The 26416-nt window shown below is 76.0% G+C and carries 29 protein-coding genes and 1 pseudogene; 14 read left to right on the plus strand and 16 right to left on the minus strand.

The features are described 5' to 3' along the window. Positions 1–14: 14 nt before the first annotated feature. The 3 genes from RTG05_RS03290 to RTG05_RS03300 all read left to right on the plus strand — a co-directional run bounded on the left by RTG05_RS03290 (position 15) and on the right by RTG05_RS03300 (position 2522). Positions 15–542, plus strand: coding sequence for a hypothetical protein (locus RTG05_RS03290; protein ID WP_166527446.1), 528 nt, complete (start codon positions 15–17; stop codon positions 540–542). A 106-nt stretch (positions 543–648) separates the two neighbouring features. Further along, positions 649–870 carry a hypothetical protein gene (locus RTG05_RS03295; protein WP_166527447.1) on the plus strand — a complete coding sequence of 74 codons (222 nt, stop codon included), beginning with the start codon at positions 649–651 and terminating at the stop codon, positions 868–870. Then, on the plus strand, positions 867–2522 hold the full coding sequence (locus RTG05_RS03300) for an AMP-binding protein (protein ID WP_166527448.1): 1656 nt from the start codon (positions 867–869) through the stop codon (positions 2520–2522). Before RTG05_RS03295 ends, RTG05_RS03300 begins: the two co-directional genes overlap by 4 nt. Positions 2523–2560: 38 nt before the next feature. Here the strand turns inward: RTG05_RS03300 and RTG05_RS03305 are convergent, their stop codons facing one another. After that, positions 2561–3337, minus strand: a complete 777-nt coding sequence (locus tag RTG05_RS03305) for an endonuclease/exonuclease/phosphatase family protein (protein WP_166527449.1) — start codon at positions 3335–3337, stop codon at positions 2561–2563. A gap of 76 nt (positions 3338–3413) precedes the next feature. Between RTG05_RS03305 and RTG05_RS03310 the strand changes: the two genes are divergently transcribed. Next, entirely contained in the window at positions 3414–3983 is a 570-nt protein-coding gene (locus RTG05_RS03310) for a nucleotidyltransferase family protein (RefSeq protein ID WP_166527450.1), read from the plus strand. Here RTG05_RS03310 and RTG05_RS03315 read toward each other — a convergent pair. Next, complete coding sequence (locus RTG05_RS03315) at positions 3970–4305, minus strand: DUF202 domain-containing protein (protein WP_166527451.1); 336 nt, start codon at positions 4303–4305, stop codon at positions 3970–3972. The genes RTG05_RS03310 and RTG05_RS03315 overlap by 14 nt on opposite strands. Continuing rightward, positions 4302–4661 (minus strand): YidH family protein, encoded by a 360-nt coding sequence (locus RTG05_RS03320; protein WP_166527452.1) that lies wholly within the window; start codon positions 4659–4661, stop codon positions 4302–4304. The genes RTG05_RS03315 and RTG05_RS03320 overlap by 4 nt, the downstream gene beginning before the upstream one ends. Before the next feature lie 169 nt (positions 4662–4830). Between RTG05_RS03320 and RTG05_RS03325 the strand changes: the two are divergent. Beyond that, positions 4831–5016, plus strand: a pseudogene (locus RTG05_RS03325) (cold-shock protein); the annotation flags it as partial. Between the two features lie 292 nt (positions 5017–5308). On the opposite strand, the gene RTG05_RS03330 reads toward RTG05_RS03325, so the two are convergent. Next, positions 5309–5758 carry a DUF2771 family protein gene (locus RTG05_RS03330; RefSeq protein ID WP_166527454.1) on the minus strand — a complete coding sequence of 150 codons (450 nt, stop codon included), beginning with the start codon at positions 5756–5758 and terminating at the stop codon, positions 5309–5311. Next, complete coding sequence (locus RTG05_RS03335) at positions 5755–7275, minus strand: MFS transporter (RefSeq protein WP_315912281.1); 1521 nt, start codon at positions 7273–7275, stop codon at positions 5755–5757. Before RTG05_RS03335 ends, RTG05_RS03330 begins: the two co-directional genes overlap by 4 nt. 80 nt (positions 7276–7355) lie before the next feature. Here RTG05_RS03335 and RTG05_RS03340 point away from each other — a divergent pair, with 80 nt between their 5' ends. Next, on the plus strand, positions 7356–8150 hold the full coding sequence (locus tag RTG05_RS03340; protein WP_166527455.1) for a DUF3027 domain-containing protein: 795 nt from the start codon (positions 7356–7358) through the stop codon (positions 8148–8150). Positions 8151–8268: 118 nt separating this feature from the next. Here RTG05_RS03340 and RTG05_RS03345 read toward each other — a convergent pair whose 3' ends face one another. Continuing rightward, complete coding sequence (locus tag RTG05_RS03345) at positions 8269–8706, minus strand: Lrp/AsnC family transcriptional regulator (RefSeq protein ID WP_166527456.1); 438 nt, start codon at positions 8704–8706, stop codon at positions 8269–8271. 142 nt (positions 8707–8848) lie between these two features. On the opposite strand from RTG05_RS03345, the gene RTG05_RS03350 reads away from it, so the two are divergent. Then, positions 8849–10159 carry an ArgE/DapE family deacylase gene (locus RTG05_RS03350; RefSeq protein ID WP_315912283.1) on the plus strand — a complete coding sequence of 437 codons (1311 nt, stop codon included), beginning with the start codon at positions 8849–8851 and terminating at the stop codon, positions 10157–10159. Between the two features lie 12 nt (positions 10160–10171). Here RTG05_RS03350 and RTG05_RS03355 read toward each other — a convergent pair whose 3' ends face one another. After that, positions 10172–10408 (minus strand): DUF2530 domain-containing protein, encoded by a 237-nt coding sequence (locus RTG05_RS03355; RefSeq protein WP_166527457.1) that lies wholly within the window; start codon positions 10406–10408, stop codon positions 10172–10174. A gap of 149 nt (positions 10409–10557) precedes the next feature. On the opposite strand from RTG05_RS03355, the gene RTG05_RS03360 reads away from it, so the two are divergent. The 5 genes from RTG05_RS03360 (at position 10558) to thpR (ending at position 14979) form a co-directional block, all read left to right on the plus strand. Next, the gene (locus RTG05_RS03360) at positions 10558–12105 is read left to right on the plus strand and encodes an NCS2 family permease (protein WP_166527458.1); all 1548 of its coding nucleotides are present in this window, start codon (positions 10558–10560) and stop codon (positions 12103–12105) included. 92 nt (positions 12106–12197) lie between these two features. Further along, the gene (locus RTG05_RS03365) at positions 12198–12632 is read left to right on the plus strand and encodes a MarR family winged helix-turn-helix transcriptional regulator (protein ID WP_208104768.1); all 435 of its coding nucleotides are present in this window, start codon (positions 12198–12200) and stop codon (positions 12630–12632) included. Next, positions 12629–13960, plus strand: a complete 1332-nt coding sequence (locus RTG05_RS03370) for an MFS transporter (RefSeq protein WP_166527459.1) — start codon at positions 12629–12631, stop codon at positions 13958–13960. Before RTG05_RS03365 ends, RTG05_RS03370 begins: the two co-directional genes overlap by 4 nt. A gap of 57 nt (positions 13961–14017) precedes the next feature. Continuing rightward, positions 14018–14416: a hypothetical protein gene (locus RTG05_RS03375; protein WP_166525604.1), complete on the plus strand. Its 399-nt coding sequence runs from the start codon at positions 14018–14020 to the stop codon at positions 14414–14416. Between the two features lie 17 nt (positions 14417–14433). Next, positions 14434–14979 carry an RNA 2',3'-cyclic phosphodiesterase gene (thpR, locus tag RTG05_RS03380; protein ID WP_315912560.1) on the plus strand — a complete coding sequence of 182 codons (546 nt, stop codon included), beginning with the start codon at positions 14434–14436 and terminating at the stop codon, positions 14977–14979. A gap of 46 nt (positions 14980–15025) precedes the next feature. Here the strand turns inward: thpR and RTG05_RS03385 are convergent, their stop codons facing one another. Further along, positions 15026–15994, minus strand: a complete 969-nt coding sequence (locus RTG05_RS03385) for an aldo/keto reductase (protein WP_166527460.1) — start codon at positions 15992–15994, stop codon at positions 15026–15028. Between the two features lie 27 nt (positions 15995–16021). Between RTG05_RS03385 and RTG05_RS03390 the strand changes: the two genes are divergently transcribed. Continuing rightward, positions 16022–16843, plus strand: coding sequence for a thioesterase family protein (locus RTG05_RS03390; RefSeq protein WP_166527461.1), 822 nt, complete (start codon positions 16022–16024; stop codon positions 16841–16843). 18 nt (positions 16844–16861) lie between these two features. Here RTG05_RS03390 and RTG05_RS03395 read toward each other — a convergent pair whose 3' ends face one another. From RTG05_RS03395 to RTG05_RS03415, 5 genes are all read right to left on the minus strand, one after another. Then, positions 16862–17125: a GlsB/YeaQ/YmgE family stress response membrane protein gene (locus RTG05_RS03395; protein WP_166527462.1), complete on the minus strand. Its 264-nt coding sequence runs from the start codon at positions 17123–17125 to the stop codon at positions 16862–16864. Between the two features lie 122 nt (positions 17126–17247). Further along, positions 17248–17805, minus strand: coding sequence for a TetR/AcrR family transcriptional regulator (locus RTG05_RS03400; protein WP_166527463.1), 558 nt, complete (start codon positions 17803–17805; stop codon positions 17248–17250). 59 nt (positions 17806–17864) lie between these two features. Next, positions 17865–18632, minus strand: a complete 768-nt coding sequence (locus tag RTG05_RS03405; RefSeq protein ID WP_166527464.1) for an ABC transporter permease — start codon at positions 18630–18632, stop codon at positions 17865–17867. Beyond that, a complete protein-coding gene (locus RTG05_RS03410) occupies positions 18629–19351 on the minus strand; it encodes an ABC transporter ATP-binding protein (RefSeq protein WP_166527465.1) in 723 nt (240 codons plus the stop codon). Before RTG05_RS03410 ends, RTG05_RS03405 begins: the two co-directional genes overlap by 4 nt. Before the next feature lie 88 nt (positions 19352–19439). Next, entirely contained in the window at positions 19440–20387 is a 948-nt protein-coding gene (locus RTG05_RS03415; protein ID WP_315912284.1) for an NAD(P)/FAD-dependent oxidoreductase, read from the minus strand. A 62-nt stretch (positions 20388–20449) separates the two neighbouring features. On the opposite strand from RTG05_RS03415, the gene RTG05_RS03420 reads away from it, so the two are divergent. Beyond that, a complete protein-coding gene (locus tag RTG05_RS03420) occupies positions 20450–21268 on the plus strand; it encodes a TrmH family RNA methyltransferase (RefSeq protein WP_208104769.1) in 819 nt (272 codons plus the stop codon). Here RTG05_RS03420 and RTG05_RS03425 read toward each other — a convergent pair. From RTG05_RS03425 to RTG05_RS03435, 3 genes are all read right to left on the minus strand, one after another. Continuing rightward, the gene (locus RTG05_RS03425; protein WP_166527466.1) at positions 21265–21738 is read right to left on the minus strand and encodes a YflT domain-containing protein; all 474 of its coding nucleotides are present in this window, start codon (positions 21736–21738) and stop codon (positions 21265–21267) included. The two genes, RTG05_RS03420 and RTG05_RS03425, sit on opposite strands and share 4 nt — an antisense overlap. A 75-nt stretch (positions 21739–21813) precedes the next feature. Further along, positions 21814–24297: a putative bifunctional diguanylate cyclase/phosphodiesterase gene (locus RTG05_RS03430; protein ID WP_166527467.1), complete on the minus strand. Its 2484-nt coding sequence runs from the start codon at positions 24295–24297 to the stop codon at positions 21814–21816. 154 nt (positions 24298–24451) lie between these two features. Next, the gene (locus RTG05_RS03435; RefSeq protein ID WP_315912561.1) at positions 24452–26278 is read right to left on the minus strand and encodes a S8 family serine peptidase; all 1827 of its coding nucleotides are present in this window, start codon (positions 26276–26278) and stop codon (positions 24452–24454) included. Between the last annotated feature and the right edge of the window lie 138 nt (positions 26279–26416).

The raw sequence follows: 26416 nt of genomic DNA on the forward strand, positions 1-26416 counted from the left end.
GCCAGCATGGAGGCGTGACCCCCGCCGCCGACGACCCCCGCACCCGCGCCGCGCTCAGCGGCTACCGGGCCGGGGCGCTGCGCTGGCTGGCCGGCGGGCTGATCGCCGTCGTGCTCGCGGTGCTGCTCGCCGGCGCCGCGGTGGCCATCTCCCGCGACGCCGGGCGGCCGCTGCCGCTGGCCGGCCTGCTCGTCGTCGTCCTGGTCTTCGTGGGCGGGGTCGCGGCCGTCGCCGGGGCCGGCGCGCTGCTGCGGGCCCACCGCTGGTTCCGGGCGCTGCGCACCGTGCCCTGGCAGACCGGGGTGCTGCGCATGGCCGGGCCCGCGGTGCTGTCCTTCGAGCCCGAGGGGTACGACGAGCTGGACCCGACAGCCGACCCGGTGCGGCTGCGGCTGGCCAGCACCGCGGTGTGGCGGACCCGCGCGGTGCAGCAGCTGCACGACGCGGTGGTGCGGGCCGCGCCGGTCGGGTCGCGCGAGTGGGTGCTCACCGCGGACGGCGTCCCGACGGTGTACGGCGCCCGCGCCGTCCGCCGCCACTGACCCGTCAGGACCGTCCTGCGTGCGTCCGGGGCACCACATCGGCGAAGATGCAGGCAGGCGCGGGCACCGGGGGGTGCACCGCGGACACCGCACGACGGAGGACACCATGGCCAAGCGCAACGCCAAGCACGAGCACCTGGTCGAGCCCACCTGGGGCCAGAACGACGAGGGCGGTGCGCCGGTGACCGAGCTGCTCGCCGAGTCGGCCGGTCCGCTGTCGCCGTTCGGCGAGGACCACGACTTCCCGCTGCCGCCCAGCCGGCTGCGCTACGCCCACCCGACCGACAAGCCCAACCGGGCCGGCGTCCCGGCGAGCGAGCAGCGGTGAGCACGCCCGCGCTGCCGTCCTACAGCAGCGGCACGTCGACGGTGCCGCTGCTCGGGAACACCATCGGGGCCGACCTGGACCGGACGGCAGCGCGGGTGGGCGACCACGAGGCGCTGGTCGAGTGCGCCACCGGCCGCCGCTTCACCTACCCGCAGTTCGTCGCCGAGGTCGACGCGGTCGCGCTCGGCCTGGACGCCCTCGGGGTCGCCCAGGGCGACCGGGTGGGCATCTGGGCGCCCAACTGCGCCGAGTGGGCGTTCGTGCAGTACGGGACGGCGAAGCTCGGTGCCATCCTGGTCAACATCAACCCGGCCTACCGGACCCACGAACTGGCCTACGTGCTGCGTCAGGCGGGCATCTCGGTGCTGGTCAGTGCGCCGGAGTTCAAGACCAGCGACTACCGGGCGATGGTCGCCGAGGTGCGCGGGGAGTGCCCGGACCTGCGCGAGGTGCTGTTCCTCGGCTCCCCGGAGTGGGACCGGCTGGTCGCCACCGGCCGGGCCGCCGACCGGTCGCTGCTCGACCGGCGCGCGGCGCAGCTGTCGGCCGACGACCCGGTCAACATCCAGTACACCTCGGGGACGACGGGCTTCCCCAAAGGCGCCACGCTCACCCACCACAACCTGCTGAACAACGGCTTCTTCGTCGGCGAGGGGTGCGGCTACACCGAGGCCGACCGGATCTGCATCCCGGTGCCCTACTACCACTGCTTCGGCATGGGCATGGGCAACCTGGCGGCCACCTCGCACGGGGCGACCATGGTCATCCCGGCGCCCGGGTTCGACCCGGCGGCCACGCTGCGGGCGGTGCAGGAGGAGCGCTGCACCTCCCTGTACGGCGTCCCCACGATGTTCATCGCGGAGCTCGGCCTGCCGGACTTCGCCTCCTACGACCTGTCCAGCCTGCGCACCGGGATCATGGCCGGTTCGCCGTGCCCGGTGGAGGTGATGAAGCGGGTGGTCGCCGAGATGGGCATGACCGAGGTGACCATCTGCTACGGCATGACCGAGACCAGCCCGGTCTCCACCCAGACCGGGGCGGACGACGACCTGGACCGGCGCACCGCCACCGTCGGCCGGGTGCACCCGCACCTGGAGGTCAAGGTGGTCGACCCGGCCACCGGCCTGACCGTGCCGCGCGGGACGCCGGGGGAGTTCTGCACCCGCGGCTACTCGGTGATGCTCGGCTACTGGGAGGAGCCGGAGAAGACCGCCGAGGTCATCGACGCCGCCCGCTGGATGCACACCGGCGACCTCGCGGTGATGGACGCCGAGGGCTACCTCAACATCGTCGGCCGGATCAAGGACATGGTGATCCGCGGCGGGGAGAACGTGTACCCGCGGGAGGTCGAGGAGTTCCTCTACACCCACCCCGACGTCGTCGACGCCCAGGTGATCGGGGTGCCCGACGAGCGCTACGGCGAGGAGCTGATGGCCTGGGTGCGGCTGCGCGAGGGCGCCGAGCCGCTCACCCCGGAGGCGCTGCGCGCGTTCTGCGCCGGGAAGCTGGCCCACTACAAGGTGCCCCGCTACGTGAAGGTCGTCGAGGCCTTCCCGATGACCGTCACCGGCAAGGTGCGCAAGGTGGAGATGCGCCAGGTTTCGGTCGAGGAGCTCGGCCTGCAGGCGGCCGCCGCCCAGCGCCTCGCCTAGGCTTGTGCCGGCGCCGCCAATATCGCGACAAAGGCGGGTCAGAGGCCGAGGGTCACCGGGACGACGAGGGCGCGGTGGTCCGACAGCGGCAGCCGCACCGCCTCGGCCGGCCCGGCGCTCGTCACCGGGCCGCGGGCCAGCACGTGGTCCAGCTGCCGGGTCGGCGCGTCCACCGGGAAGGTCGGCGTGGCCGCGGGCACCAGCGACCGCAGCCCGCTGACCCGCACCGCCTGCCGGGTCTCGGTGTTGAGGTCGCCCATCAGCACCAGCGGCTCGCGGGTGCCGGCCAGCGAGCGCACCAGCCGGGACAGCTGCAGCGCGTTCCACCCGGGTACGAACGACAGGTGGGTGTTGCAGACGGTGAACTGCCCCGAGGGCCCCTCCAGGACGGCGGCGACGGCCACCCGCGGCTCGTCGCCGACCAGCTTGGGGCCCCGGGCGCCGCGGAACCACACCGGCACCCGGCTGCGCAGCGCCGGCAGCCGCACCACCCGCCAGGACACCACCGGGTACCGGGACAGCAGCGCGATGCCGTAGCTGGCCGAGCCCGGCTGCTCGTCGCCGGTCGCCGCCATCCAGGTGCCGCCGGGGGTGCCCGCCAGCGCCGCGACGAACTGCGAGTCCACCGCGCCCATCGCCTCCGCGGCGACCGCGGTGAGGTCGGCGTTCATCGACCGGGGTTGGTCGCGGTCGACCTCCTGCAGGCCGAGGACGTCGGCGTCCAGGGTCTTCACCGCCGCGGCCAGGCGCTCGACGTCCACCCGGCCGTCGACCGGTGAGCGCCCGTGGAGAATGTTGAAGGTCGCGATCCGCACGCAGCCTGCTGTGCCCCGCGTCCCGCCGTCCACACCGCCGCGTTCCGGCCCGCGCCCCCCGGGTAGCAGGCACCGCGTGCAGCCCGACGACCGCGACGAGATCCGAGACCTGCTCAAGCGCGTCGCCGTCGCGCTCAAGCAGGGTGACGTGCCCTTCGCCCTCTGCGGCGGATACGCGGCCTACGTCCGCGGGGCGCCGGAGCCCGACCACGACGCGGACTTCCTCGTCCCGGCCGCGGAGGCCGAGCGGGCGGCCGAGGTGCTGGCCGAGGCGGGGCTGCAGGTCCTGGACCCGCCCGAGGACTGGCTGACCAAGGTGGTGCAGGGCGCCTCGTTCATCGACGTCCTGTGGCGCACCTGCGGCGTCCCGGTGGAGTCCGACCTCATCGACCGGGCCGAGGAGCTGCCGGTGCTCTCGGTGCACATGCCGGTGCTGCAGGCGACCGACATCGTCGTCACCAAGCTCATGGCCCTCGACGAGCACTACTGCGACTACGCGCGGGTGCTGCCGGTGGCCCGCGCGCTGCGCGAGCAGGTCGACTGGGCGAGGGTGCGCGACGCGGTGGCCGGCAACGACTTCGCCGCGGTGTTCCTCGTGCTGCTCGACCGGCTGGGCATCGTGCCCGCGCCGGTCAGCGCGGGCTGAGCACCGAGACGAGGGCCGCGCCGGCCACGGCGACGACGACGGCGGTGGCCAGCAGCGCGACCCGCGGCGCCGCCACCCCCGTCCCGCGCTCGACCGCCCGCTGCACCGCCCGGGCGCGCAGCGGCGCCAGCCCACCCAGCACGAGCAGCCCCAGCAGGGCGACCACCCCGGCCGCGGCCAGGCGCACCGGCGCCCCGCCGTGCACCGCGGCACGCGACATCAGGCCGGCCACCGCCAGCACCCCGAGCCCGGTGCGCTGCCAGGACAGGTCGGTGCGCTCCGGCTGGGTCTCCCGCCACCCCCGCCCCGCCGGCCCGCTCACCGGCGCAGCACCTCCACCGCGACCAGCGCGGCCACGACCAGCAGGACGCCGACGACCGCGGCGACCACCGCCGGCACGACCCGGCTCGGCGGCAACGGGCGGTCGGCGGCGATCGCCGACTCGTTGTCGCGCCACCGCAGGTACCCGCCCACCGCCGCGCCCAGCCCGGTGAGCACCAGCGCCGCGGACACCGCGGTGCTGCCCCAGCGGGCACCGAGGTCCGGGGCGAACTCGGCGACCGCGACCCCGCCGGCGACCAGCGCCAGCCCGGTCCGCAGCCAGGCCAGCAGCGTCCGCTCGTTGGCCAGCGTGAAGCGGTAGTCCGGGTGGCCGGGCGGCTCGTCGGCGGGCGGCACCGGCACAGGCTAGGTCCGCGGGGGACCGGCGCGGACGGGGCGGGCCGGGCGCCGGTGGATCCCGGTGGGCGCCGACGGCCCGGCGACTAACCTGGGGCGCAGCGGCCCCCGTGCCGCGCCGCCCTCCCGGCCAGGTGCCGGGCCGCCGTCCGACGACCGAGGGATCAGCGTGCCGACCGGCAGAGTCAAGTGGTTCAACCCGGAGAAGGGGTTCGGCTTCCTCTCGCAGGAGGACGGCCCGGACGTCTTCGTGCACAAGGACGCCCTCCCCACCGGCACCAGCGAGCTCAAGCCCGGCCAGCGGGTGGAGTACGGCATCGTCGCCGGCCGCCGCGGCGACCAGGCCCTGCAGGTGCGGGTGCTCGACCCCCTGCCGTCGGTGACCGCGGCGCACGCCGAGCGGACCCGCAAGAAGCCCGACGAGCTGGTCCCGATCATCGAGGACCTCATCAAGCTGCTGGACGACGTCGGCGAGGGCCTGCGCCGCGGCCGGCACCCCGACCGCCCGGTGGCCCGCAAGGTCGCCTCGGTGCTGCGCGCGGTCGCCACCGACCTGGAGCACTGAAGAAGGACCCCTGTGCCCCCCACGCCTCGCTCCGCTCGACGCGGGGCCCTGCACAGGGGCCGGTTCCAGCACGTCACCTGGGTCAGCCGGTGAGGTCGCCGCCGGCGCGGAGGAAGCCGACCGGCCAGGCGCCGCCGACGCCCTCGCACGCCTCCCCGGTGTCCTCCACGACCACCAGGTAGAAGGTGGCCGGGACGACGTCGGAGGTGTTGATCTCCGCCAGCACGGCCTGGCCGGCGTCGACGTCGACGGTGCCCAGCTGCTCCTGCAGCTGGTCGTCGTAGACCTGCACGCCCCACCCCCGCTCGGCCACCGAGTCCGGCACGGTGAGCCGGACCGTGGTGTCGGGGGAGACCTCGACCAGCGGTGGGCGGGCCGAGAAGCGCTGCAGCTCGCCGTCGATGCACTCCTGGCTGGGCGGCACCTGCACCTCCTGGGGCCCCACCTCCACGAGGACGTCCTGCGGTCCGGACGGCCCGGACCCGCACCCGGCGAGCAGCAGGACGGCGACCGGGAGGACGGCACGCCTCACGCGAGCCGGCCCAGCGGGTCGGTCGGGGCGTCCACGGCGTCGACCGGCGGCGGGGTGGTCCGGCGGCGCGGGGGCAGGAGCACCAGCGCGACGGCGAGCACCAGCAGCGCCGCGGCGACGGTGAAGCCGAGCCAGCCGGTCGGGGGCAGCGCGATGCCCAGTGCGCCCCCGACGACCCAGGACAGCTGCAGCACCGTCTCCGAGCGGGCGAACGCCGACGCCCGCAGGGCCTCGGGCACCTCGCGCTGCACGATCGCGTCGAGGGCGACCTTGCCCAGCGCGTTGGCCACGGCCGCGACACCGGCCACCAGCGCGGCCATCGGGAAGCTGTAGAACACCGCGGCGGCCACCGTGACCGCCGCCGCGGTGCCGGCCGACCACAGCACCACCCGGTCGGGGTCGACGCGGTGCAGCCGCGAGCCGGCCGCTGTGCCCAGCACGCTGCCCAGACCGGCGGCCCCCGCGACCGCGCCGAGCGCGAGCGTGCCCCGCCAGCCGCCCGCCACCGTGGCCTGCACCAGGAACGCCGAGAAGATGGTGAGGAACCCGCCGAGCCCGCGCAGCGCCGCGTTGGCGCGCAGCGCCACGACCACCCGCGGGCCGACCGCCCGGCGCCCGCGCCCGGTCGTCACCGGCTGGGGCGCGGTCGACAGCACGTCGGCGGGCAGCTCGCCGGTGGGGACGTCGACGTGGCGGGGCAGCCGCACCGCGAGCACCGCGCCGGCGGTGAACACCACGGCGGTGGCCCACAGCAGCCAGGTGAACCCGACCCCCCACGCCAGCCCGGCGCCGACCGCGCCGAGGACGCCGGCGGTGACCAGGCCGAACACCGACGTCCGCGCGTTGGCCGAGGTCAGCGACATGGCGCCGGGCAGCACGCGGGGGACCACCGCGGCCCGCAGCACGTTGTGCGCCTTGGACAGCACCAGCACCCCGAGGGCCGCCGGGTAGAGCCACCAGTCGTCGAAGTGCGCGGCCATGACCAGCGCCAGGGCGGCCCGACCGAGCTGGCTGACGGCCATCGACCACCGCCGGCCGCGCTGCAGCCGGTCCAGCAGCGGCCCGATGACCGGGGCGAGGACCGCGAACGGCGCCATCGTCACCAGCAGGTAGAGCGCGACGTTGCCGCGCTGGGCGTCGGCGGTCGCGGCGAAGAACAGCGTGCCGGCCAGCGAGACCGCGACCATCGCGTCGCCGGCCATGTGCAGGGCGTTGACCCACAGCAGCTGGGACAGCCCGCTCTGCCCGGCGCCGTCGGCCCGGCTGGCGGTCTGCACCCGGCGGACCGCGGCCCCGGTCAGCTCCCGGGTGCGGGCCGCCGCGACCCGGGTGACGGTCGGCTTCCGGGGCAGCGGGACGGTCGGCGGCGTGACCCCGCCGTCCCCGGCGTCCGGACCCGGCGCGGGCAGCGGCCGGGTGGCCGGCCGCGCCGCGCCCAGCGGGGTGGTGTCCGCCCCCGGCGACCCCGCCCGCCGGCGCAGGGGCCCGCGCCGGGCGCCGGGCGGAGAGGACGACACACCGACCATGGTGCCGCACCGACCTGGGAGGACGCGGGGAGCGGCCCCGCGCCCCTGGCCCCGCCGGGGCGTCAGGGAGGATGGGGCCCGTGGCCGACTTCTCCGACCCCGCCGCCGCGGGCAGCGACGCGCCCGGCACCGACGTCGAGCGGGCACGGGCTGCCGCGGTCGACACCGCCGGGTCCCCCGACCTGGTGGGCGAGCACCTCAGCGCCGTGCCCGAGACGCCGTCCGGCGGGGACCTCGGTGAGGTGGTCACCCACTGTTTCGCCAGCGAGCTGCCCGGCTACGTCGGCTGGTACTGGTCGGTCACCCTCGTCCGCGTGCCCGGCGAGGAGCAGGCGACCGTCGACGAGGTCGTGCTGCTGCCCGGGGAGCAGGCACTGCTCGCCCCGGCCTGGGTGCCCTGGCACGAGCGGCTGCGCCCCGGGGACCTATCGGTCGGCGACGTGCTGCCCTCCACCGAGGACGACCCCCGGCTGGTGCCCTCCTACACCAGCGACGACGACTCCGCCGACGACCCCGAGGGCTCCGTCGTCGCCTCCGAGGTCGGCCTGGGCCGGGAGCGGGTCATGTCCCGGGAGGGCCGGGCCGACGCCGCCGCCCGCTGGGACGCCGGCGAGTTCGGGCCCCGGTCGCCGATGGCCCGCCAGGCACCCGGCCCGTGCGGCACCTGCGGGTTCTTCCTGCCCCTGGCCGGCTCGCTGCGCGCGGCCTTCGGCGCGTGCGGCAACGTCTACGCCCCCGCCGACGGGCGGGTGGTCGCCATCGACTACGGCTGCGGCGCGCACAGCCAGGCGACGCTGGTCGCCGACGACGCGGCCGAGGTCGTGCGCTCGGCCCGCTACGACACGGGCACCTTCGACGTGCTCTGACATCGTCGTCCTACCGGACGACACCGCGGCCAGGTGCCGGCACCTGCTGCGCTGAGCCCCAGACGCCCGTCCCCGCTCGGGGGAGCCTCCGGCCCCCCGCTCCCGGGGACCCCGGCCGTCAGAGCCGCGACCGGTCGATGAGCCGGGAGAGGACCACCGCGCTCTCGGTCCGCGAGACGGTGGGCAGCGCCCGGAGCCGCCGGACGGCGCGCTCGAGCTCGGCGGTGTCCCGGGCCTGCAGGCGCACCACGGCGTCGGCGGTGCCGGAGATCGTCGTCGCCTGCACCACCTCGGGCACCTCCTCGAACTGGCGGCGCACCTCCTCGGGGTCCGGGGCGCCCTCGCAGTACACCCAGACGTAGGCCTCGACGTCCCAGGCGAGGACGGCGGGGTCGAGCACCGCGGTGAACCCGCGGATGGCCCCGCTGCGCACCAGGCGGTCGACCCGCCGCTTGACGGCCGGGGCGCTCAGCGCCACCTCCGACCCGATCCGGCCGTACGTGGTGCGCGCGTCGCGGACCAGTCGTTGCACGATCGCCCAGTCCAGCTCGTCCATCCGGTCCTCCGTTGCGTGCGCCGACTCCGAGACGCAACGGATCGTAGGGAGGACGCACCCGATCGGTCTTGGTCCCGGCGCCTGGTGATCTCTAGCGTCTGCGGCGCCGGCCACGGTGGCGGGCACCGCAGGAGGAGGGTCCGTGACACTGACCGGGTCGTGGGCGCCCGAGACGAGGGCGCCGCGTCGGGGCGGGATCGGCCGGGACGAGGAGGCCGTGCTCGACGCGCTCGACGTCCCGGCGCTGCACCGCACGCTGGCCGACCTGCTGCGCGTGCCCAGCGTCACCGGCAGCGACGCGGAGTCCGAGCTGCTCGCCGAGCTCGCCGGGCGCACCGCCGCCGCGGGGATGGACGTCGACCACTGGCGGCTCGACGTCGAGGAGCTCGCCGGCCGGCCCGGCTTCCCCGGCACGGAGGTCCCGCGGCGCGAGTCCTGGGGCCTGGTGGCCGCGACCGGTGAGGACGCGGGACCCACGGTGGTGCTGCAGGGGCACGTCGACGTCGTCCCGCCCGGTGACCTCCGGCGGTGGTCCGGCGACCCCTGGACGCCGCGGGTGGCCGGCCGGCGGGTGTACGGGCGCGGCGCCTGCGACATGAAGGCCGGCGTGGCCGCCGACCTCGCCGTCGCCGAGGCGGTGCTGGCCAGCGGCGTGCGGCTGCCCGGGCGGCTGGCCCTGCACCTGGTCGGCGGCGAGGAGGACGGCGGCCTGGGTGCCTTCGCGACGCTGGCCCGCGGGCACCGGGGCGACGCCTGCATCATCACCGAGCCCACCAGCGGCACGCTCACCACCGCGGCCGGGGGTGCGCTGACCTTCCAGCTCGTCGTCCCCGGCGAGCCGGCGCACGGCAGCGCCCGGTGGGCCGGGCACAGCGCGGTGGAGCACTTCGGCTACCTGCACGCCGTGCTGCGCGGGCTGGAGGCCGAGCGCAACGCCGTCGTCGACCCGCTGATGGCCGAGTACCCGATCGCGCACACCCTGTCGATCGGCACCGTCGTGGCCGGGGACTGGGCGAGCACGGTGCCCGACTCGCTCACCGCCACCGGGCGCCTGGGCGTCCGCCTGGACGAGGACCCCGCGCAGGCGCGCGCCGCGGTGGAGGACCGGCTGGCCGCGGCCTGCGCCGGGCACCCGTTCCTGCGCACCCACCCGGTGCAGGTGACCTGGCCCGGCGGCCAGTTCGCCCCGGGCCGGACCCCGGCCGGGACGCCGCTGCGGCGCGTCCTGACCTCCGCGGAGGAGGACCTCACCGGCACCGCGCCGCGCGAGCGGGGCGTGCCCTACGGCAGCGACCTGCGGCTCTACGCCGCCGAGGGCGTCCCGACGCTGCACTACGGCCCCGGGGACGTCGTGCACGCCCACTCCTACGACGAGCACGTCGACCTCGACGAGCTGACCGCGGTCACCCGGGTGCTGGCCGTGGCCACGGTGCGCCTGCTGCAGGCCGGCTGAGCCGGCGGGGGCCTACCGGTCGTCGTCCGGGTCGCGGCGGCCGAGGTGGCCCTGCAGGCGCATGACACCGAGGCCGAACCCGGCCAGCCCGATGCCCGCGACGCAGGTCCAGGTCCACACCCGGTCCACCCGGTCGCCGAGCAGCAGCAGCACGACCAGCGCCACGGCCCACAGCGCCGTCCCGACCAGCACCACCCGCACGGTGTCCACCTGCAGCGGGGGAGGGGCCTTCCGGGCCGGTCGGGGCACCCCCCGACCCTAGGACCCGTGGGCCCGCGCGGCCGTGACCTGTCCGGGACACCGGTGTGGCACGCTGTCGCCGCTCATCGCAGTCCCCACCGGTCGGCCGGCGCGCACCGCGTCGCCCGCTCGCCCGGCCGCGCGTCCGGAGAGTCGCCATGGCAGAGAAGTCCCGCCCGTCCCCGGGCGCTCCCGCGGACGGCGGCACACCGGCCGACGTCGCCGCCACGGCCCGCCCCGCGCGCCGCAGCGAGGGCCCGCGGGTGCGGCCCAGCAACGGCCTGGACCGCTACTTCGGCATCAGCGCCCGCCGCTCGACGACGAGCCGCGAGCTGCGCGGCGGGCTGACCACGTTCTTCACGATGGCCTACATCGTGCTGCTCAACCCAATCATCCTGACCAGCATCCCGGGCACGGACGGCACACCGGGCGCCGACGTCACCGGCGCCGTCCTGCCGTTCCCGGCGATCGCGGCGGCCACCGCGCTGATCGCCGGTGTCATGACGATCCTCATGGGCGTCGTCGGCCGCTACCCCTTCGCGGTGGCCACCGGCCTGGGCATCAACGCCATCGTCGCGGTCTTCGCGGCCACCCAGCTGTCCTGGCCGGAGATCATGGGCCTGGTCGTGCTCGAGGGCCTGCTGATCACCGTCCTGGTGCTCACCGGGTTCCGGAAGGCCGTGTTCGAGGCCATCCCGCCGCAGCTGAAGACGGCGATCGCCGTCGGCATCGGCTTCTTCCTCACCGTCATCGGGCTGGCCGACGCCGCGATCATCCGCCCGGGCAACCCGCTGATCAGCTTCGGCGTCGGCGGTCAGCTGGCCGGCTGGCCCATCCTGGTGTTCGTCGTCGGCCTGCTGCTGATGGCCGTGCTGGTGGTCCGGCGGGTGCGCGGAGGCCTGCTCATCGGCATCGTCGCGACCACGGCCCTGGCCATCGTCATCGAGGCGGTCGCCGACGTCGGCCCGCGGATCGTCGACGGCGAGGAGGTCAACCCGCGCGGCTGGGCGCTGCAGGTCCCGGCCGTCCCGGAGGACGTCGTCGCCGCCCCGGACCTGTCGCTGCTGGGCGAGTTCTCGCTGTTCGGCGGGTTCGAGCGGATCGGCGTCATCGCCGCGCTGCTCATCGTCTTCTCCATCATGATCGCCGACTTCTTCGACACCGTCGGCACCGTGACCGCCGTCGGGGCCGAGGGCGGCCTGCTCGACGAGCGGCGCAACCTGCCGCGGTCCCAGCCGGTCCTGCTGGTCGACTCGCTGGCCGCGGCGGCCGGCGGCGCGGGCAGCGTCTCGTCCAACACCACCTACATCGAGAGCGCCTCCGGCGTGGCCGACGGCGCGCGCACCGGCCTGGCCAGCGTCGTCACCGGTGTGCTCTTCCTCGGGACGGTGTTCCTCAGCCCGCTGGTGCTCGTCGTGCCGTCGGAGGCGGCGGCGCCGGCGCTGGTCGTCGTCGGCGCGCTGATGATCAGCCAGATCCGCCACCTGGAGTGGGACGACCTGTCCCTGGTCATCCCGGCGTTCCTGGCGCTGGCGCTGATGCCCTTCACCTACTCCATCACCAACGGCATCGGTGCCGGCGTGATCAGCTACGTGCTCCTGCGGACCGCGGTCGGCCGGCGGCGCGAGATCCACCCCCTGATGTGGCTGATCGCGGCGGTCTTCGTCGTCTACTTCGCCCTGGAACCGCTGCAGCAGCTGTTCTGAAGAAGGACCCCCTTGCCCCCCGCCACTCGCAGGCTCGCAGCGGGACCCTGCAAGGGGGCCACCTCGGGGGCGTCTCGTTAGGCTCGGCAACCGTGAGCGGGACGACGCCGGACACCGCGGAGCTGGCGCACGACCTCCGGCTGGCCGTCATGCGGTTCTCCCGCCGGCTGCGGTACCAGCGGGTCGACAGCTCCGTCACGCTGACCCACCTGGCGGCGCTGTCCACGCTGAAGCGGCACGGCGCGATGAGCCCCGGTGAGCTGGCCGGCCACGAGCGGGTCCAGCCGCCGTCGATGACCCGGGTCGTCGTCGCGCTGGAGGCGATGGGCCTGGTCACGCGCAGTCCGCACCCGACCGACGGGCGGCAGGTCGTCATCGACCTGACGCCGGCCGCGGAGGAGCTGCTGGGGGCGGAGGTCCGCGCCCGGGAGGCCTGGCTGAGCGACGTGCTCGCGCAGCTGACCGCCGCGGAGCGGGCCGTCCTGCGCGAGGCGGCGGGCATCGTGGACAAGCTGGCGAGTGGGTGAGCCGGCCCTCGGACCGCTCCGGCTCGTTCCGGTCGCTGCGGGTGCGCAACTACCGCTTCTACGCCGCGTCCAACCTGGTCAGCCTCACCGGCACCTGGATGCAGCGGATCGGTCAGGACTGGCTGGTGCTGCAGCTGTCCGGCGACAACGGCGTGGCCCTCGGGGTGGTCACCGCCCTGCAGTTCGCCCCCACGCTGGTGCTGAGCCTCTACGGCGGGGTGCTCGCCGACCGCTACCCCAAGCGGCGCATGCTCGTGGCCACCCAGACGCTCATGGGCCTGCTCGCCCTCCTGCTGGGGGTGCTGGTCGCCTCCGACGGCATCGAGCTGTGGCACGTCTTCGTCCTCGCCGGCGCGCTGGGCTCGGTCTCCGCCGTGGACGCCCCGGTGCGCCAGGCGTTCGTCGCCGAGCTGGTCGGCCCGGACCTGCTGGTCAACGCCGTCAGCCTCAACTCCACGATCTTCAACGGCGCCCGGCTGGTCGGCCCCGCGGTGGCCGGGCTGCTCATCGGCGCGGCCTCCGGGGACACCGCCCCGGCCTTCCTGGTCAACGCGGCCAGCTTCGCGGTGACCATCGGGGCACTGCTCGCCATGCGGCCGGGGGAGCTGCACGCCACCGCGCCGGTCGCCCGGGGGCGGGGTCAGCTGCGCGAGGGGCTGGCCTACGTGTGGTCCCGCCCGGACCTGCGCCTGGCGATGGGGCTGGCGCTGGTGCTGGGCACCTTCACGTTCAACTCCCAGGTCACCATCGCGCTCATGGCCCGCGAGGTCTACGGGCTCGGCGCGGAGGCCTTCGGCCTGCTCACCACCTGCTTCGCGGTCGGCTCGCTGTCCGGCGCGTTCCTGTCCGCCCGCCGCAGCGCCCGGCCGCTGCAGCGGTTCCTGGTCCTGGCGGCGATCGCCTTCGGGCTGTTGTCCATCGCCTGCGGGCTGATGCCCACGTTCTGGTCGTTCGCGGTGCTGCTCGTGCCCACCGGCGCCGCCGGGCTGCTGTTCGCCGTGGCCAACAACAGCTTCGTGCAGCTGGGCGTGGACCCGCAGCTGCGCGGGCGGGTCATGGCGCTGTACTTCACCTGCTTCCTGGGCGGCACCCCGCTGGGCGCGCCGCTGATCGGCTGGATCTCCGAGCGCTTCGGCGCACCGTGGGGGTTCGTCACCGGCGGCGCCGTCGCGGTGCTGGCCGGCACCGCCGCGGCGGTGTGGCTGTCGCGCGGCCGCCGGGTGCGGCTGGAGGCACACGTCGTCCCCCCGCGGCTGCAGCTGCACGTGGCACCGCGGGCACCGGTCCCGACGGCCGCCGAGGCGCCCGGGGGGCGCGGCACCGGCTGACCCGCCCACCGCGTCGTACCGTGACGTGCACCACTCCCGAGTCGTGGTGGAGGTGGCATGGGGACCGCACTGGTGCACCTGGCGGCGATCGTCGGCGGCGTCGTGGGGGCGGTCGCGCTCATGGGCTGGCTGGCCCGGCTGGTGTTCGGGTCGGCGCGGCTGCCGCTACCGGCCCGTCGCCGCGAGGAACGGGCCGCCCCGGCCGGCCGTCCGCTCGAGCAGGTCGCCGCCGACCTGCGGCGGCTGGGCCGCCAGCTCGCCGCCGTGCCCGCCGGGGCGCCGATGGCCCGGCGCCGGGGACTGCAGGCGGCCTACGACGACGTCCTCGCCGAGGCCGCGCGGTTGCTGGAGGTGCCGCACGCGCTGGACGAGGTCCGACCCGGCCGCCCCCGGGATGTCGAGCGGCTGCGGGTGCAGGCCGCGCTCGCCGACGCCGGCCTGGCGGTGCCGGACTGACCGCGGCCGGACCACGGCTGTTCGTCGCGGTGACCCCGCCGGCCGAGGCGGTGGACCACCTCGACCGCACCCTGGCGCCGCTGCGCGCGGAGCCCGGCGCACCGCGGTGGACGCCGCCGGCCCGGTGGCACCTCACGCTGCTGTTCCTCGGCGGCGTGCCCGCCGACCGGGTGGCGGGGGTGGTCGCCGCCGCCGGGCCCGCGGTGGCGGACACCCCACCGGCCAGGCTGCGGCTGGCCGGCGCCGGGCGGTTCGGCTCGCGCCGCCGTCCGCAGGTGCTCTGGGTGGGAGTGGCCGGGGACGGCGCCGTGCCGGCCGCACTCGCCGGGCGGCTGGCCGGGGCCGCCCGCGAGTTGGGGCTGCTGGTGGAGGACCGGCCGTTCCGCGCCCACCTCACCGTCGGCCGCTGGCGGCCGGGCCGCCCGGCGGACGGCGACCTCCCCGACCGGCTCGCCGGCTACCGCGGACCGCCCTGGCCGGTGACCGAGGTGCAGCTGCTGCAGAGCCACCTCGGTCCCGAGCCCCGCTACGAACCCATCGCCACCTGGCCGGTGGCGACGTGATCGAACGGCAGCCCTCCAGGGGCGGGGGAAGGGTGGTCCTCCTACGTCACCAGGCGTACTCCATCGGCGCCGGCCGGTAGCCCGGGAAGACCTCGTCCAGGCGGGCCAGCTGGGCGTCGTCCAGGCACACGTCCAGCGCCCGCAGCGAGCCCTCGAACTGCTCCATCGTGCGCGGGCCGACGATCGGCGCGGTCACCGCCGGCTGGTGCAGCACCCAGGCCAGCCCGACGTCGGCCGGGGCCAGGCCCCAGTCCCGGCAGGCGTCCTCGTAGGCCTGCAGCGCCGGGCGGTGGGCCTCGATGCGCTCGCGGTTGCTCTCCAGGCGGCGGCGGTCACCGGCCTGGTCGCCCAGCACGCCGGCCAGCAGCCCCTGCGCCAGCGGGCTCCACGGGATGATGCCGACGCCGTACTGCTGGGCGGCCGGCAGCACCTCCAGCTCCACGTGCCGGGTGAGCAGGTTGTAGTGCGACTGCTCGCTGACCAGGCCGGTGAAGTGTCGGCGGGCGGCCGCCTCGTTGGCCGCGACGATCTGCCAGGCGGCGTGGTTGGAGGAGCCGACGTAGAGCACCTTGCCCTGCGCGACCAGCGTCTCGCAGGCCTGCCAGACCTCCTCCCACGGCGTCCGGAGGTCGACGTGGTGGAACTGGTAGAGGTCGATCCAGTCGGTCTCCAACCGGCGCAGCGAGGCCTCGCAGGCGCGGACCAGGTTGCGGGCGGACAGGAAGGTGTCGTTCGGCCAGTCGGTCATCGAGCCGTAGACCTTGGTGGCCAGCACCGTCTTGTCCCGGCGCTCCCCACCGCGGGCGAACCAGCTGCCGAGGACCTCCTCGGTGCGCCCCTTGCCGGCCTCGAAGCCGTAGACGTTGGCCGTGTCGAAGAAGTTGACGCCCTCGGCCAGGGCCCGGTCCATGATCCCGTGGGCGTCGTCCTCCTCGGTCTTCCAGCCGAAGTTCATCGTGCCCAGGCAGAGGCGGGAGACCGACAGGCCGCTGCGCCCCAGGTGCGTGTACTCCACGGCCCCCAGCCTGGCAGGCTCCCCGGGGTGTCGCAGACCGATCCGACGCCGTCCGCCTTCGACGCCGCCACCGCCGTGACCCGCACCGGGGACGGCGGGCTGGTGGCCGACCTGGACCCGGGGTGGGACGTCGGCGGCGGCGTGCTCAACGGCGGCTACCTGCTCGCCGTGGCGGCGCGGGCGGCCCTGGAGGGCAGTCCGCACCCGCACCCGGTGGCGCTGTCGGCCGGCTTCCTGGCCGCCACCGGCCCGGGCCCGGCCTCGCTGGCGGTCACCCCCGGCCCGGCGGGGCGCACGCTGGCCCACGCCTCGGTCGTGCTGGCCGGGGCGGCCGGCCCGTCGCTGACCGCCCAGGTGACGACGGCGACGCTGGGCGGCGGGCCGCCGGAGTGGTCCGCGGTCGGGCCGCCGGCCGCGACGCCGGTCGAGGACTGCCTGGCCCCGGACGAGGTGGCCCCCCCGGACCGCGGCGGGGAGGTGGGCCTGCGCACGCACGTGCAGACCCGGCTGGACCCGCTCACCTCCGGGTGGGTGGCGGGCCGGCCGGGGACCGAACCGGTCGTGCGCGGGTGGCTGCGGCTGGCCGACGGCCGCGACCCCGACCCGCTGGCGCTGCTGCTGTTCGCCGACGCCCTGCCGCCGACCAGCTGGGCGACCGGCCGGTACGGCTGGGCGCCGACGGTGCAGCTGCAGGTGCTGGTGCGCGCCCTGCCGGCGCCGGGCTGGTGCCTGGCCGAGGCCCGGGCAGGCGAGGTGGCCGGCGGCTGGCTGGACGAGGACTACCGGATCTGGGACTCCACCGGCCGGCTGGTCGCCCAGAGCCGCCAGCTGGCCCGCGCCCCCCGCTGAGCGCGGGGAGCGCTTGCGTCAGCGGAGCTGGCGGCGGCCGCCTCCGGCGACGCCCTCGGCCACGCCGATCAGCAGGACCGCGGCGACCACGGCCAGCACGAAGCCGAGGACGTTGAGCTCCCAGATGCTGCCGGTGCCGAAGAACTGGGCAATCAGGCCGCCGATGAGCGACCCGACCAGCCCGAGGGCCAGCGTGGCGAGCAGCCCCAGGCGCTGCTTGCCGGGGACGATCAGCCGGGCCAGGGCCCCGATGACGAGCCCGGCGACGAGGAATCCGATCACAGCACTGTCCTCCTGTCGTGTGGTGGAACCATGCCGGTACCCGGGCGCCCGACCGCGACCCGTGGCCGGTCGGCCGACTCGATCACACGGCGACGGCCCCACGTCCGCCCCCGGTGCCGACCTCAGCGCGGGTGCGGCAGCTCGACGTCGCCGGTGAGGTAGCGCTGCACGGTGGGGCCGACCGCCGCCACCACCGACGGCGGCGACGCCGAGGCCAGCGGCTCGATCCGGAACACGTACCGGGCCATGACCAGGCCCATCAGCTGGGAGGCGACCAGCGCGCCCCGCCCCTCCCGCTCCTCGACGGGCACGTCGACCGACCCCACCACCCGCCGCACGATGCGGGTGAGCACGAACTCGCGCAGCAGTCGCGCCGACCACTCGTGGTTCACCGCCGAGCGCACCAGGGCGAGGACCGCCGGCCGGGTGGGCCCGTCCCAGACCCGCAGCACCACGCCCACGACCGCGGCGCCCCGCTGGTCGGGGGCGACGGCGAGCACTTCGGGCAGGAACTCGTCGGGGTCGACCGGCGCCTGCACGGCGGCCAGGAACAGCCGATCCTTGGTGCCGAAGTAGTGGTGCACCAGGGCGGGGTCCACGCCCGCGGCGGTCGCGATCGCCCGGATGGAGGCGCCGTCGTAGCCGCGGTCGGCGAAGGCGGTGCGGGCCGCGGCCAGCACCGCCTCGCGGGTGTCGGGGTTGCCGGGACGGCGGCCCGTGGGTCGCCGGCGTGCCTGGCTCAGTCGGTCCTCCTCCGCAGGGTCGCCGCCGCCAGGGCGAGGGCCAGCAGGGCCGCACCGGCGACGATGCCGACGTACGCCCACATGGTGCCCGTCGGCTCCGGCGACCGCCCGACCTCCCGCAGCGCCTCCACGGCGTAGGTCAGCGGCAGGACGTCGCTGACCGCCTGCAGCCAGCCGGCCATCTGCTCCCGCGGCACCAGCAGCCCGGAGAGGAAGAACTGGGGCAGCACGACCACCGGCATGAACTGCACCGCCTGGAACTCGCTCCGGGCGAAGGCGCTGGCCAGGAGCCCCAGCGCGACCCCCAGCACGGCGGTGACGACGGCGATGAGCACCACGGCCCACAGCGGCCCGGCGAGGTCCAGCTCGTAGAGGGTGGTCGCGACCGTCACCGTCACCAGGGCCTGCGCCGCCGCGGCCAGCCCGAAGGCGGCGCCGTAGCCGAGCAGCAGGGCCGGCCGGGACAGCGGGGTGGTCAGCAGCCGCTCCAGGGTGCCGGAGGTGCGCTCGCGGAGCATGGCTGTGCTGGTCACCAGGAACATGACGACGAATGGGAAGACCCCCAGCATCGTCAGGCCCACCCGGTCGAAGACGCCCGGCGTCCCGGGCGGGGCGGGCAGGTCGGCCCACAGCAGGTACAGCAACCCGAGCAGCAGGCTGGGCAGCAGCACCATCATCGCGACCGTGCGGTGGTCGTGCCGCAACTGGCGCAGCACCCGGCCGCTGGTGGCCGCGGTCAGCCGCGGTGAGAGGGCGGTGGTCACGCCGCCACCTCCTCGCGGGCCCGGACCAGCCGCAGGAAGGCCTCCTCGAGGTCCTCGGTGCCGGACTCCGCGCGCAGCCGCGCGGGGGTCGAGTCGGCCAGCAGCTCGCCCTCGCGGAGCAGCAGCAACCGGTCGCAGCGGGCCGCCTCGTCCATGACGTGGCTGGACACCAGCAGGGTGGTGCCCTCGGCGGCGAGCGCGCGGAAGCGGGCCCACAGCTCCACGCGGAGCACCGGGTCCAGCCCCACGGTCGGCTCGTCGAGGACCAGCACCTCCGGCCGGCCCACGAGGGCGCACGCCAGCGAGACGCGACCCCGCTGGCCGCCGGAGAGGTCGCGCACCAGCTGCCCGGCGGCGTCGGCCAGCCCGACGTCGGCCAGCGCCGCGTCGGCGGCGCGGGCGGCTCGGCCGTAGAGGGCGGCGAAGTGCCGCGCGTTCTCCCGGACGGTGAGGTCGGCGTAGGTGCTCGGCGCCTGGGTGACGTAGCCGACCCGGGCCCGCAGGGCGGGGGAGCCGGCCGGCAGGCCGAGCACGGTGACCGTGCCCGCGCGCACCCGCTGCACGCCGACGACCGCCCGCACCAGCGTCGTCTTCCCGCTTCCGCTGGGCCCGAGCAGGCCGGTGACCTGCCCCGGTGGCGCGCCGAACGACAGCCCGCGCAGCACGTCCCGGGAACCCCGGTGCACGACGAGGGAGGAGACGGTGACGGCGTCGTCCATGATGACCTCCGGAGAACTCAACACCTGATGAACTCAACGCTAGGTGAGTTCACTGCGCTGGGTCAAGACACCGGTGGGGCCGGGTGGGTCAGCGGGCTGCGGCGAGCGCCAGGCCGAGGTCAGTGCCGGAGGTCCAGGCGGCCTGCACCCGCGACGGCGCGGCCCACCCGTCGCCGCACGCGCCGATCCCGTCGACCAGGCCGAACGGCTCGGAGCGCGCCTGCGCCGGACGTGAGTACGTCCAGCGGTGCACCGACGTCCACTCCGGCGGGACGTCGACGCCCAGCGCCCGGCCGACGGCGGCCGCCACCGGTGCGGCGGCGGCGTCCGGGTCGGCCAGGTGCCCGGCGGCGAACTCCGCCGTGGTGTGCGCCACGAGCACCGGTGCGCCGTCCCCGCGTCGGTCGCCGTCGTCGGCGACCCAGCTGACCACCGGGTCGTCGTTGACGAAGGCGCCGTGCAGGTCGGCCGGCCAGTGCCGCCGCGACCAGCCGAGGACGACGGCCAGCGACGGCTCCCACGGCCGGTCGTCGAGCAGCCGGGCGGCCGTGGCCGGGTCGAGCAGCCGGCGGGCCTGCGGGTCGGGCATGGCCAGGACGACGGCGGGCACGTCCTCGCCGTCCACCTGTGGGCCGGGGCCGACGGCGGTGACCGTGCGGCCGCTCTCGACGTCCAGCCCGGAGGCGAGGTCGGCCACCAGCGAGCGGGTCCCGCCCGGCGCGGCGTAGCGGACCGGGCCGGTGGTGGTCGACCGCAGCCCGTCGGGCCCGGCGACGGCGAAGGTGTCGGTCCACGGGCGGGCCACGCCGCGGTCCACCCAGTCGCGCACCACCGCGGCGAACGGCGAGCCCTCCTCGGCGGTCAGGTAGGAGGCGCCCAGGTCGACGGTGCGGTCGTGCAGGGTGCGCGACGCCATCCGACCGCCCGGGCGGCGGCCGCGGTCGAGCACCCGGGCGGGGACGCCGGCCCCGGCGAGGACGCGGGCGCAGGCCATGCCGGCGATGCCGCCGCCGACGACGGTGTGGGGGGAGGGCACGCCGTCGATCCTGCGGCCCGGACGGCGCGGGCGCCCGCCGGGGGGCTTGGCAGGATCGGCGGGTGCCCGCCGCCCCCGAGACGATCACCGACCCGGCCGACCCGGCCGACCCGCGGGTCGCCGACTTCCGCGACCTCGTGGCCGGCGACCGGCGGCCGGGCACCGCACGCGGCACCGGCCCGGTCATCGTCGAGGGCGTCCCGGCGGTGCAGCGGCTGCTCGCCTCGCCCTACCGGGTGCGGGCGGTGCTCGGCGTGCCCGGCCGGGTGGCGGCGCTGGGCCTGCCGGACGGGGTCGCGGCCTACGAGGCGGACAAGTGGGTGCTCTCGGAGGTGGTCGGCTTCCGGCTCACCCGGGGCGTGCTCGCGTCGGCCGACCGGCGCCCACCGGCGGACCTCGACGCGCTGCTGGCTGGGCCGGACCCGGCCGCGCCCCGGCGGCTGGCCGTGCTCGAGGCGCTCAACGACGCGGAGAACCTGGGGTCGATCGCCCGCTCGGCGGTGGCCCTCGGCGTGGACGGCCTCCTGCTGGACCCGCGGTGCGCCGACCCGCTCTACCGCCGGTCGGTGCGGGTGTCGATGGGGCACGTGCTGGCCCTGCCGTTCGCCGTCCTGCCCGAGTGGCCGGGCGGGCTGTCCCGGCTGCACGACGCGGGCTACCTGACCGTCGCGCTCACCCCGGCCGCGGACGCCGTCGACCTGGCCGGCGTCGACCCGCGCGCACACCCGCGCACCGCGGTGCTGCTCGGCGCGGAGGGGCCCGGGCTGACCCCGACCGCCCAGCATGCCGCGCGGGTGCGCGCACGCATCCCGATGCGGGCCGGGGTGGACTCCCTCGGCGTCGCCGCAGCGGCCGCCGTCGCCTTCGCGGCCCTGCGCTAGAAGCGGAGCGAGAAGCGGGCCAGGATCGCCCGGGCCTCCTCGGCGCGAGCGGGGCTGCACATCACGTCGTAGCGGTTGGCGACCACTGCGCTGGTGCTGGTGAAGTCCCGCCGGCCGCGGGTGGCGCTGTAGCCGATCGCGGCGAACAGGGCGCCGAACACCAGCCCGATGAGGAGGCCGGTGAGCAGGGAGCTGACCCAGGCACCGCCGTCGACGGCGAACAGGCCGAGCAGCAGGCCGACGAACAGACCCCACCAGGCGCCACCGGCCGCGCCGGCCGCCAGCACCCGGCCCCAGGTGAGCCGGCCGGTGACCCGCTCGACCTGGCGCAGGTCGGAGCCGATGATCGTGACGTTCTCGACGGGGAACTTCTGGTCGGAGAGGTGGTCGACGGCTGCCTGGGCCTGCTCGTAGCTGTCGAAGGAGCCGACCTGCACGCCGCCGAGGGGCATGGACACCGAGGCTGACATGACCTCGTCCTACCCCTGCTGGGCAGCAGGACACCTGCCCGGCGGGAGGCCGCCGTCACCCTCCGGGGCCGCCGGTCAGGCGGTCGGCGTGCGCCGGCCGGCGCCCACCGGCTCGCGGACGTGGCGGGCGCGCAGCCACGCCTCGAACGCGGCCGGGGGGAGCGGCCGGCTGACGTGGTAGCCCTGCACCAGGTCGCAGCCCCACTCGGCCAGCAGGACGAGCGCGGCGGCGTCCTCGACGCCCTCGGCGACGACCTCCAGCCCCATGGCGCGCCCGAGGCTGAGCGCGGCGCGCACGATGGCGGCGTCCCCCTGGTCGTCGGCCAGGCCGAGCACAAAGGCCCGGTCGATCTTCATCTCGTGGACGGGCAGCAGCTTGAGGTAGGCCAGGGAGGACTGCCCGGTGCCGAAGTCGTCGACCGACAGCCGGACGCCGAGGGCGTGCAGTTCCTGCAGCACCGCCACCGACCGCGCGAGGTCGGCCATGACGGCGGTCTCGGTGATCTCCAGCGTCAGCGCGGCCGGCGGCAGTCCCGCGCGCCGCAGCGCCTCGGCCACCTGGGCCGGCAGCCCGGTGTCGGTCAGGCTGCGGGTGGAGAGGTTGACGGCCACGCCGAGGGCGTGGCCCTGCCGGCGCCACCGTGCGCAGGCCGCCAGGGCGGTGTCGAGGACCAGCGTGGTCAGCGGGCGGACGAGCCCGGTCTGCTCGGCGAGCGGGATGAACTCCTCCGGGCTGACCGCGCCGTGCTCCGGGTGCTCCCAGCGCACCAGCGCCTCGGCGCCGCTCACCCGGCCGGACGCCGGGTCGGTCTTGGGCTGGTAGTGCACGGTGAGCGTCCCGGCGGCGATGGCGTCGCGCAGGTCGCCGGTCATCCGCACGCGGTGGCTGGCCCGGTCGGCGGCGCTGTCGTACACCTCGACGTCGCGGCGCCGCTGCTTGGCGGTGTAGAGCGCGGTGTCGGCGTGCTGCAGCAGGTTCGCCGCGTCGTCGCCGTGCTCGGGTGCCACGGCCAGTCCAGCGCTGACCCGCACGTCGACGGTGAGCCCGTGGACGGCGAACGGGACGGAGAGGGCGCCGACCAGCCCGACCACCCGGGTGCGGGCGTCCTCGACGTCGGCGACGCCGGGCACCAGGACGGCGAACTCGTCGTTGCCCAGCCGGGCCACGGAGGTGGCACCGAACCGGTCGGCCAGCCGCCGGCCGACCTCGGACAGCAGCAGGTCGCCGGTGGCGTGCCCGAAGGCGTCGTTGACGTCCTTGAAGCCGTCGAGGTCGACCATGACGACCGCCGTGCGGGGCTGCTCGGCCAGCCGGGCACGGAGCAGGCGCAGCACGTGCCGGCGGTTGGGCAGGCCGGTGAGCGGGTCGTGCAGCGAGCGGTGCTCCTGGGCCGCGGCCTCGGCGGCCAGCCGGTCCACCAGGTGCGCCTTGTGCAGCGACAGGCTCGCGTGGTTGGCCAGGGAGGCGAACAGCCGCAGGTCGGCCTCCCCGAAGGGGTCCAGGTGCGGTGGCCGGTCGGTCACCAGCAGCACCCCCACCACGGTGTCCTCCACCCGCAGCGGCGCGGCGATGCCGTCCCCGGGCGCGGTCCCGCCCGGGGGCAGCAGCACGGCCTCGCCGTCCAGGGCCGGAGTCCACCAGGCCGGCGTCGGGTCGAACGGGACGGGAACGACGCTGCCGCCGGCCAGCCGCAGGTGCGTGCCCGGCTGCTCGGCCGTGGGCAGCAGGACCAGCTCGGCGGACTCCGCGGCCAGCTCGTCGCGGACCTCGGTGAGCACGGCCTCGGCGACCCGGTCGGTGCGGACGGCGCCGCCAATGCGGTCGGTGAAGCGGTACAGGGACTCCAGCCGGGCGTGCCCCCGGCTGAGGACGGAGTAGGCGCGGTAGGCCGCGGCGAGGGTGGCGACCACCACCGCCACCAGGGGGAGGGCGCCGGGGTGGGTGACGACCAGGACCACGACGAGCAGCCCGACGCTGCTGTTGGCCACGCCGGCGATGACGGCCGAGGCCACGGTCCGGGCCATGTCCTGGCCCTCGAACCGGCCGGTGGTCAGGAAGATGACCGCGGCCAGGGCCGTCGCGCTGACCGCGTGGCCGACCAGGATGGTGAGCAGGACCGCGGCGATGCCCCGGCTGCCGGTGGGGTCGCCGTCGGCGAGCACCGCGTGGTAGACGGTCTGCGCCAGGGCGGCCTCGAGGCCGAACAGGGCCAGGTTGAAGGGCAGGTCCAGACCGAAGCGGCGGTGCCGCGCCAGCCCGATCGCCGAGCCCAGCACGCTGGCCAGGACGTAGCCGGCCGGGGCGCAGAAGGCCAGCCCGAGGACGAGGGGGATCTCGGCGAAGGAGATCGAGATCGACTCCCGCCGGATGAGCAGGTGCACGGTGAGCAGCTCGGTGGCCGCGAACAGCGGGACCAGCGCCCACCAGGGCAGCTCGTGGCTGCCCACGGCCGCGCCGACGCCGTGCAGCGGCCCGGCCACCAGCGCGACGGCCCCGGCGGCCAGCAGCGCGGTGAGCAGGGCGACGGCGACCCCGCGCCGCCGTGCTGACTCCGCCATGTCGCCTCCCGTCCTCCGAGGTGGTCCCTCGTGCCGGAGATCGGCCGCGCCGCGCCGGGGCTTGAGGCGGGCCGCGGGTCCTCACCCGGTGGGGGCAGACGCGGCAGGGGCGGGGGTCTCGGAAGACCCCCGCCCCTGCCCTGCTGCCGTCAGCTCACCACTGCTCGGCGGTCCGCCAGCGCATCCGGCTCCAGTCGTCGCTGCGCCACCGCATCCGCGACCAGTCGTCGTCCCGCCAGCGCATGCGCTGCCACTCGTCGGCCCGCCACCGCATGCGGCTCCACTCGTGATCGGCCCAGGCCACACTGGCCCACGTGGTCCCGGTCCAGGTGGTGCCGGCCCACTGGGTGCTGCTGACCCACCCCTTGCCGGCCCACTGGGTGCCGCGCCAGACGCCGTACTTCCAGGCCGTGCCGGCGGTGGAGGCCGCCGCCCAGCTGCGCGCGTCCCAGGCCTTGCCGAAGAGGTCGCGCTCGCCGGTCAGCAGCACTCCGTTGGCCGGGTCGGCGATCGAGCTGCCGCCGCGGGCGAGCTCCAGCGACCCGAGGCCCGTGGAGCGCGGGAACGACTGGGTGTAGCTCGGCACCCGGCCGCTCTTCACCTGCTCGTAGGCGCCCTTGACGTCGAGGACCCCGGCCCCCTGGACCGGGCTGCTGTCGGCCCGCAGCCGGTCGGCGTTGGCCCTGAGCACACCCTTCACCTGGTCGGGCGTCAGCCGGGGGTTGGCCTGCACCAGCAGGGCCACGGCGCCGGAGACGACCGCCGCGGACTGCGAGGTGCCGGAGCCGCGGAACATCCGGCCCGAGGTGTCACCGGTGACCAGACCCTCGGGGTGGCCGATGTCGGCGAACGAGCCGGGCACCCGCAGGCTGACCACCGACTTGCCCGGCGCGAGCAGGTCGGGCCGTCGGGCAGTGGTGCCGGAGTTGGTCCAGGCGCCCACGACGTGCTGGTCGCGGTTGTCGCTGCCGCGGTGGTCGCTGGAGCCCACGGCGATGACGAACGGGTCGATGGCCGGCATGTCCAGCGGCTGCGGCCCCTGCTCGCCGTCGTTGCCCGCGGCCACGACGACCACGATGCCGGCGCGCCAGGCGCTCTCGACCGCGTGCGCCAGTGGGTCCAGCAGTGGCGACTGCGTGGACTCGGTGCCGTAGGAGAGGTTGAGCACCCGGATGTTGTGGCTGGCCCGGTTGGTGACCACCCAGTCGATCCCGGCGATGACCTGGGACACGTCGACCGCACCGTCGGCGGCGCCGGCCTTGACGTTGACGATCTTCGCGTCGGGGGCCATGCCGGTGAAGGGGGTGTGCAGGCTCGGGGCGCCGTCCTCCCCGTCCTCGCCGTCCTCCCCGTCCTCGTCGCCTCCGGAGCCGTCGCGCCCGGCGATGATGCCGGCCATGTGCGTGCCGTGCCCGTAGCCGTCCAGGTTGCGGGTGCCAGCGGCCTGGGAGTCCAGCGACAGGTCCGGTCCGTTGACCACCTTGCGGTCGCCGTCGAGACCCTGCACCCGGGTGACGCCGGTGTCGATCAGCGCGACGCCGATCCCGTACCCGGTGAGCTTCCGGTCGCCGTTGCGGGGGTCGTTCTGGCTCCAGACGTTCTCGGCACCGACGGCCTTGGCGATGGTGTAGGTCGAGCCCAGGTCGTGGCCGGCCTGCCACTGGCCGGTGGCCCGGGAGGCCTGCTCGTCCTCCCCGGTGTCGTCGTCGCCCCACTCGTCCTCGAGGGCCACCAGCTCACCGTCCGGGGTCACCGCCCGGACCCCGTCGACCCGGGTCAGCGCCGGGATGCCGGCGGCCGGCACCCGTGCGTGCAGTCCGTCGAGGATCGACAGGCGCCGGTCGACGACCCCGCCGAGGCGCTCGACCTCCGCTGCGGCGGCGTCGGCCGCGCCCTCCACGATCACGGGCACCAGGGGTGCGTCCGGCGCGGTCGCGCCGGCCGGGGTCACCCCCACGCCCACCAGCGTCGCCGAGGCCATCGCCACGGCGGCGGCACGTGCGGCGGGGCGCCGCCATGCCCCCTGCCTCCGTTGTCCTGCGTTCATGCAGGTCGTCCCTTCGTCCGGTGTCGGTCAGGGACGACCATGGGGCAGCAGGAAGTGCCTGACCAGCTACTG

Origin of the sequence: Geodermatophilus sp. DSM 44513 (assembly GCF_032460525.1) — a bacterium.
Classification (GTDB): domain Bacteria; phylum Actinomycetota; class Actinomycetes; order Mycobacteriales; family Geodermatophilaceae; genus Geodermatophilus.

What these genes read in the sequence shown, in the direction of transcription:
- RTG05_RS03430 (WP_166527467.1), bottom strand. Translation starts at nt 24,297, where the DNA reads ATGGCGGAGTCAGCACGGCGGCGCGGGGTCGCCGTCGCCCTGCTCACC.
- RTG05_RS03345 (WP_166527456.1), bottom strand. Translation starts at nt 8,706, where the DNA reads ATGGACGAGCTGGACTGGGCGATCGTGCAACGACTGGTCCGCGACGCG.
- RTG05_RS03360 (WP_166527458.1), top strand. Translation starts at nt 10,558, where the DNA reads ATGGCAGAGAAGTCCCGCCCGTCCCCGGGCGCTCCCGCGGACGGCGGC.
- RTG05_RS03435 (WP_315912561.1), bottom strand. Translation starts at nt 26,278, where the DNA reads ATGGCCTCGGCGACGCTGGTGGGCGTGGGGGTGACCCCGGCCGGCGCG.
- RTG05_RS03410 (WP_166527465.1), bottom strand. Translation starts at nt 19,351, where the DNA reads ATGGACGACGCCGTCACCGTCTCCTCCCTCGTCGTGCACCGGGGTTCC.
- RTG05_RS03295 (WP_166527447.1), top strand. Translation starts at nt 649, where the DNA reads ATGGCCAAGCGCAACGCCAAGCACGAGCACCTGGTCGAGCCCACCTGG.
- RTG05_RS03425 (WP_166527466.1), bottom strand. Translation starts at nt 21,738, where the DNA reads ATGTCAGCCTCGGTGTCCATGCCCCTCGGCGGCGTGCAGGTCGGCTCC.
- RTG05_RS03375 (WP_166525604.1), top strand. Translation starts at nt 14,018, where the DNA reads ATGGGGACCGCACTGGTGCACCTGGCGGCGATCGTCGGCGGCGTCGTG.
- RTG05_RS03340 (WP_166527455.1), top strand. Translation starts at nt 7,356, where the DNA reads ATGGGGCCCGTGGCCGACTTCTCCGACCCCGCCGCCGCGGGCAGCGAC.